Annotated in this window: 4 protein-coding genes; 3 read left to right on the top strand and 1 reads right to left on the bottom strand. The window is 42.0% G+C overall.

Annotation, left to right across the window (positions count from 1 at the left end; translation table 11 throughout):
• Window positions 1-50: 50 nt before the first annotated feature.
• Entirely contained in the window at window positions 51-3,038 is a 2,988-nt protein-coding gene (locus C5470_RS20810) for a Tn3 family transposase (RefSeq protein ID WP_152963884.1), read from the bottom strand.
• 162 nt (window positions 3,039-3,200) lie between these two features.
• Between C5470_RS20810 and C5470_RS20805 the strand changes: the two genes are divergently transcribed.
• Genes C5470_RS20805 through C5470_RS20795 form a run of 3 tightly spaced genes read left to right on the top strand, consistent with a single transcriptional unit; the run spans window position 3,201 to window position 7,581 of the window.
• Window positions 3,201-3,815, top strand: coding sequence for a recombinase family protein (locus tag C5470_RS20805; RefSeq protein ID WP_041982405.1), 615 nt, complete (start codon window positions 3,201-3,203; stop codon window positions 3,813-3,815).
• Window positions 3,812-5,692 carry an ATP-dependent nuclease gene (locus C5470_RS20800; protein ID WP_203448985.1) on the top strand — a complete coding sequence of 627 codons (1,881 nt, stop codon included), beginning with the start codon at window positions 3,812-3,814 and terminating at the stop codon, window positions 5,690-5,692. The genes C5470_RS20805 and C5470_RS20800 overlap by 4 nt, the downstream gene beginning before the upstream one ends.
• Window positions 5,686-7,581 carry an ATP-dependent helicase gene (locus C5470_RS20795; protein ID WP_152963885.1) on the top strand — a complete coding sequence of 632 codons (1,896 nt, stop codon included), beginning with the start codon at window positions 5,686-5,688 and terminating at the stop codon, window positions 7,579-7,581. The genes C5470_RS20800 and C5470_RS20795 overlap by 7 nt, the downstream gene beginning before the upstream one ends.
• The last annotated feature ends 60 nt before the right edge of the window (window positions 7,582-7,641 follow it).

The raw sequence follows: 7,641 nt of genomic DNA, 5'->3' as shown, positions 1-7,641 counted from the left end.
TTGGGGTACCGTCAGGATTCCTGCGTAAATGAGTAACATCCCCAATTTCGCTACATTTGAAACGTCACACCGTAGTCAATCGGCGCTACATCTCGCTCCCGTAGCTCATACATACCAAAACGATTTGTGTGATGTGTTCTGTATGGGCTGAACGCGGCAGCTAATTCAGGTGTTAACTTCATACCTTCAGCTTCCAATTCTTTGAATGCCTGTGTCATTGTGTGGCAGTTGTGGAAGATCATTAAGTTGGCAATCAGATGATTGTATTTGATTATTTTCAACTGATCTTCACGTACATTTTCCTCAATCTTATCCGACCCGAAATAAACCCACTGTGAAAAATTATTAAAACCCTCACACTTGTTTTGTGCCGCCTGGATGACTTGCCGTAACGCATCGTCACTAATATATTCCAGTAGAAACATTGTGCGGACAACACGCCCCAACTCACGAAAAGCGAAGTACAGCTTGTTTTTCCGGCTAGCAGTACCGAGTTTACGTAGGATGGTTGATGGTGAAATACGACCGGCGCGAATGGATTGTGCCACTTGAAACATGTCAGGTAGATGGCAGGCAATCACGTCCCAATCTATTGCATCTTTGGTAAACAGGTCATCGATGTGTTGATACACTTCGTCGGTTGTTGGACGGAACCATTTCAAATCTTTCCAGTTGCGAATACGTGGCATTACTTTGATGCCTAGCAAAAATGCTAAGCCATACACGGGCGCGCTTTGCGCCTGAGTGTCGCCATGCACCGTATCGGGCTGGATATCAGACTTGTTCTTGATTAATCCATCCAAGATATACACAGCTTCCCATACGCCGCAGGGAATAAAATGCGAGAACAGCGCGATATAGGTGTCGCTAACATGGTAGTAAGCAATGCCTCCATAACCACCGTAACGAATATGCTTTTCCGACAGCAGATTATTTTCATACAGGTTCCACTGTGTACCGTCTGCCGCAGCGCGTTTCGTATCTCCCCAATAACGCGGTAATTGAAATTGATTGTATCCATTGATCGTAGAACAAATAGCAGCCTCTAGTTTTTCAGTCGTGATCTGACGCTGATCGACGAATGACACCTGACGCGCACTGACGTCGGCAATATTTTTGGCGATTTGCGTCGGCCCCAAGCCAGTACCATAGGCAAATACTGTTAAAATTTTACGTCGATCTTCGTCTTGTAACTTTCCTTGATGCCCACTCAACGGGCCAAAATGTTTACCCCACCCAATCCATTGCATGGTATCGGTCAGTACATCCAGAAGTGAAAGGCCCAAGTTATCGAGCTTACGTCGTAATGCGTCGTCGAACTGCTTAAATCCAGGTGGTTTTTCTTTTTTATCTTGGCGACTCAACTTTGGTCTGCCATCAATGATCTTGAAATAAGGATTATCCAGGTAGGATTTGTCCGTTTGCTGCGCCACCCCTGTCAACATGGCGCGAATATGCTTGATAAATTCAACACTCTCGACCGGCAAGCCCACTTTTTCGCCGTAGTCGGAGCGTGTATGTTCACATTCGTTCATGGGCACCAGTTCGTCCCTGTAGTCTGAATAGGCATCGCTACCCAGCACGCAGAGGTCACCGGACTTCAATTCCCGAACCATTTGCAAACATACACATGCTTCGAATTGACGGTGGTTGATTCGGGTTAGAGCAATATCGCGCTTGGCTTCTCCTGTTACCAGTTTCCACCATTTCTCAGGGATCCAGACTAGATCGTCTGAAGTTAATACTGTTTCGCCTTTGCCCTTGAGTGTCATCCACTCGTTTTGTCGTTGACTGTTTTCCAGCATAAAATCTAGTGATCGCTCAAAACTAACATCCTGACTGGTAGATTTGAGCGTTAACTTCCTCAAAATCCGCAGCATCTCTGATCGTCGTGGTTTGAAGAATTTCAAAATAAAACGACACTCGTTTTTACCACCATATTCTACATGCAAGCGAGAGAACTCGCATAAATCTGGGCGTGCCGTGACAGTTTGGCGTACTCCCTTTAACTGTTCGTCTGCTGACTGACTCGATTTTAAGAGTGCCTCCAGCGCCGCGAAACGGCGCAAGATTTCATCTGTTTTTTCTTGATTGTCTGCCAGATATTTTTCCAGAGCTTCTTCTGCGCTCCGTAAAGTTCGGCCCATCTGCTTGCAAAAGATATTACAGAGATCATCGGTCACAATTGCCAAGCGTTGTCGAATCAAAGCTAAAGTAACTGAGTAGCGTTTGGGCGCGGCCATATCGACCATGCTGGCGGCATCAAGGCTGTTACCTTCAAGTGCCCATTGTTTAATTTTGACGACGGGTAAGGGTTTTAGCAGATGAGTATGATAGGCCAACTCGGTTAGTTGGTCATAACGCTCAAGTAAAATACGCATGCCATTTACTGTCGGCTTGGCAGTATCCTGCTTAACATCGTTCCAAGGACTTACGCGTCGGGGATCGTCACCAACGATAAATAGCTTGTCGAGAAATAGTCGACCTGTATCGCCAAGCGCATCATGAATAGACATATGTAGCGCCAGATTAGCGGCAACACGTTCAGCACGTGCTCCGCGTACCAAAGTGTCAAACGCCGGTAATTCGTAACGATGGCGTACCAACGTTTCAATGCCGATATTGATAATGTCGATGACATCTTCCCTGATCAATGCCGCTTCAGCAAAAGTTTGCCGCATCAAAACTTTACCATCATCTCCGAATGGCTTGACCTCAAGAAATTGTCGCACCACCGATAAGTGCTTACGTCTGGCTTGCGAAATGTCATACTGCTGTAAATTTTCTCGATCATAGGTTTCGCCGATACTGATGGCAACATGTTCGACAATGGCATTGGGTACTTGCTCTGAAGTGACGAAATAGCCCAACCGTTGGTAGGTTTTTAACAGCAAAGCAAATCCTAAGCGCGTGGTACTTGAACGAGTTGTACTGTCGCAACAGCCTCGTTCAGCATCAGTCACCGTGTAAAAATGCTCCAATTCTGTTTGGGCCAGTCGGCTTTTGAATCGGGGATAAGCTGTATCATTTGGTTGCAATTTGGAAAACCAAAACGGAATATGGCACAAGAAAAACGACCGTTTATCTTGTATTCAAGAAAACGCCCAAATAAAGTAAAAAAATCACAAGAAAACTCATTGAGAAAATCAACGCCATATTATAGCCTTAGTTTTATCTTTTCTTGTACATAAAAATCAATCATGCTTGTCGGATATGTTCGTGTTTCAAAAAATGATGGTAGCCAAACGCTTGCGCCCCAGCGTGATGTCTTAATTACTGCCGGTGTTGAGCCAAATCGCATCTATGAAGATTTGGCATCAGGTCGGAAAGATGATCGGCCAGGATTGAATGCATGCCTCAAAGCCCTTCAGCCAGGCAATACTTTAGTCATTTGGAAACTAGACAGACTGGGACGCGATTTAAAACACCTGGTGACCACAGTCGATGATTTGCGTGCCAGAGACGTTGGTTTAAAAGTTCTGGCTGGTGCTGGCGCACAAATTGACACGACGACCTCGAATGGACGACTGTTTTTTGGCATTTTTGCTGCACTGGCTGAGTTCGAGCGAGAGCTGATTGCCGAACGTACACAGGCAGGGCTTGCAGCAGCCAGAGCAAGAGGACGTCTTGGTGGGCGACCTCGCAAAATGGATCGGGCAACGATAATGATGGCTATGGCCGCAATGGCCGACCCCAAAGCTAATGCTGCTGAAGTAGCCCGTCGTTTGAATATTACGACTACGACACTCTATGCTTACGTAAATGGTGATGGTACGTTGAAGCAAGCTGGCCAGGCACTTTTGAATGTGCCATGACAGGATTGAGGGCAGACGGCAAAAAAACTTCCGATTTAGCACAATTCATTGATGTACTAAAAAACAGACATAAGGGACTTCGCATGAGTATTTTGATTGATACAATTCGAATAGCTGGTTTTCGTGGAATTAAGAATTTAGAAGTCTCATTGTCTCGAATTATAGTACTTATCGGCCCAAATAATGCAGGTAAAACTTCGTTAATCAAAGCCCTTCAGCTAAGTTTAGGTGATTATTCTCGCTATCTTTCGGAAGAGGATTTTTATATTTCTCCAGATGAAAGACGAGTGAACGAAATAATTGTTGATGTCAGAATTGTGCCGGCGGATGCGAATGGAGATCGGGTTGCAAATTTCGACATTGAATGGCTAACCGAATTCGGGGATAAGATTCAATCTGAAGCCAATGGAAATCAATTTGTTGCGATCAGAACACGCTCCGAACAAAATGTCACTAAAGGTGGCTTTGATACGAACCGTACCACCTTAGAGATCTGGCCTCCTTTTGAAACCTGGACAACTATTAAGGTTAAAGGTACAAAGCTTGGTAGCCGCTTACAGAGCCTACCGCTTGTTTCTATGGAGGCGCAAAGAGATATTCATCAGGATTTACGTGATCGCTCATCATTCATCGGGAAGATACTTGCTAGTGTTGAGTACGACAAAAATGACATATTGGAACTTGAGTCACTAATCAAGCAGGTCAATGATGATGCTGTCGACAAAAGCAAGGAACTCAAAAGCCTAAAATCCCACCTGGAAAAACTGAATCAATCGATTGGTGGTACTGGCGGTGCAGAAGTAACTCCCTTTCCGAAAAAAATTCGGGACCTGTCAAAGAATTTTTCTGTCTATTCTGGTGAAACCGATACCAATTCGTTTTCGATGGAATATCACGGCATGGGAACACGCAGTTGGGCTTCAATGTTAACGATTAAGTCTTTCATCGAGATTTTGAGTCACAGACATATTGCCGAATCTGAGCCTTTATTCCCAATTCTGACAGTTGAAGAGCCAGAAGCGCATTTGCATCCGAATGCACAGAAAACACTTTATCGCCAACTCTCAGATACAAATGGTCAATTAATTTTAAGTACGCATTCTCCATTTTTGGCTGCCATGGCTGACCTTTATCAAATAAGATCATTGGTAAAAACAAAAAATGGGATTGTGGCACATAAAATTTCTCACCCAATGACCGATGACGAGAAAAAATCAATTTCACGTAGTATATTAGCTAAAAATGGTGAATTGCTGTTTGCTAAGTGCATGCTTTTATGTGAAGGAGTCACTGAGGAGCAGGTGCTTCCCGCGATGTTTGAGATTTATGCATCAGCTACTCCTTGGTCTGTCGGCCTTTCTTGTGTCAATGTTGGTGGAAAAGATGCATATATTCATTTTGCGTTGTTGCCATTTAGCTTCGGTATACCAATATGTATTATCAGTGATAACGACATTAATCCTAACTCTGGGACTAAAACACAGGATGATGTCACGCAACAAATAGAAAAATTATCGAAAAAAATGTGTCTGTCACTGACAAAAGATTTTTACGATATTTATTTCCTTGATGATGGAAATGATTTTGAAAAAGAATTGATTGACCACGGCTTGCGTGATGAGATTATTGATGCTTTTGTTTTACTTGCAACAACAGGAAATAAAAATAACGAGAAATTTAGAGAAGCAAAATATAATGAATTTAATCAACTTACTGATGAACAATTATTAGAAAAAATGAGTAAGGAAAAAGCATCTTATGCTGGTTTCTTAGCAGATGTGCTTCTAGCAAATAAAAGAATAAAATCAGTTGATGATTTAGTACCACCTAATGTTCGAGCTAGTTTCGATTGTATAAAAGGATGGTTAGCATGTTAAATTTATCTAAGGGTCAAGAGGCCGTAGTCCACGCTGAGATCGGTCTGCCTATGCAGGTACTTGCAGCAGCGGGATCTGGTAAAACTAGAGTGCTAACTGAACGTGTACGTTATTTAATCGAAAACACACGCAAAGATGGTATCATCGCGTTGACATTTTCCAATAAAGCAGCCGAAGAAATGCAAATTCGTTTAGCTGACCTAGATGTGCTTAGCGAACGATGCTGGATAGCTACAATTCATGCTGTAGCTCAGCGGATTTTAGATCAATATGGTCATACTATTGGCTTACCTTCTGAACTTCATATTTATGAACGCGATTTAGATCGAAAAACTGTTTTTCTTCAATCTTTAAGAGAAAGTGGCATTGGTATCGATGATTTCCTTAATGCTGGAGATGAAAAAACGCGAAAAAATCGTGAGCGTATTATTCATAATTACTTAGAACAATTCTCAGTAGTTAAACGAGAACTTTTAACAGAAGAGGAAATAAAAGAAAAATATACTTCTAATGAGTCATTTTTAAGTGTTTTTCAAGCATACCAAGGTGCCTTAGTGAGAAGTGGTGGCTTAGATTTTGATGATATTTTAGTTTACGCCCATAGAATTTTGATGGAGCAGCCATGGTGCGCGAATATTTATAGAGCTAAATATAAACATATATGTGTCGATGAGGCACAAGACTTAAACAAAGCTCAGTATGAATTTATCAAAGTGTTGTGTGGAGACCAGATTAAGAGTGTAATGATGGTAGGTGATCCCAATCAAATGATTTATGGATTCAATGGTTCATCGTCCAATTACTTATGCAAATTATTTTTACAGGATTTTTCTGCTCAGGTTTTCGAACTGAAAGAAAATTATCGCAGCTCAAAGGCGGTAATTAGTTTAGCTAATAAATTGAAGCCAGGATCACAAGTAGAGGCTGATTTTGTATTAGATGGACAATATGAAATTCATAAATGCCAAAATGAAGAGGACGAAGCTACTTGGATTTGTAATAAGGTGAATGAACTTCTTTGTCAGAAAACAAATATTGAAATTGAAGGCGATATATCGCTTACCAATATGGTTGTGATTGCCCGAAATCGATTCGTTTTCCTTAAGCTAGAGAAGATGCTTGGTGAAAAAGGCATTTCATACTCGTTGAAGAAAAGTGAGCGTCAAGCAGAACCATCATCTTTATTTGGTAGGGTGCTTGATCTTGCAATACGAGTTCGTCTTAATCCAAAAGATTGGATTGACGGTAAAAAACTTTGTACTGCTCTGAAGATATCAGTTCCCTCTGTCTGGGGTAACGATAATTTATTACTTGATATGGCTGCCGCCGTTCGCCACTCAGCGATTTCATTCCCTGATATTCAAGCTGACCTTCTTGAGGAAATTCAAGGATTAGACATTGAAAAGCCAAACATACCTAAACTATATGATCGTTTTAATACAATTATTCAAGGATTGAATGATGTTAATTTGCCTAAAGAAGACAATGAGCTTGAGCGTTCCTTGCAAGAACTAGATGACTTCAGGAATTGCTGGACTACCTTCAAAAGGAAGGGGTTAGGTGAATCCCTCATGTCCTTTCGTAATGCGATTGCATTGGGGCAGGTTGCAGAAAACTATGATCCAACTGGTCTAACATTAAGTACAGTCCACACAATGAAAGGGCTTGAGAAAGATATCGTTTTTCTCATGGGTATGTGTGAGGGAGTATTTCCAGATTATCGAGCTAATACCAAGAAAGAACTTGAAGAAGAGCTTAATAGCGCTTTTGTAGCTATTACACGCGCTAAACGCTGGATATTTGTCTCTTATCCGCTTCAAAGAGTTATGCCATGGGGAAGTTTAAAATCACAGACCGTTTCACGGTTTGTAACGATGTTGCAAAAATGAAAATTTATTGAGTTATTGACACGTGTTACTCATTTACGCAGGAATCCTTACGGTACCCCA

It is taken from the genome of Photorhabdus stackebrandtii, assembly GCF_011189495.1.
Taxonomy (GTDB): domain Bacteria; phylum Pseudomonadota; class Gammaproteobacteria; order Enterobacterales; family Enterobacteriaceae; genus Photorhabdus; species Photorhabdus khanii.
Note: the sequence above shows the minus strand (reverse complement) of the source record. Positions and strands in the feature narration are given on the sequence as shown.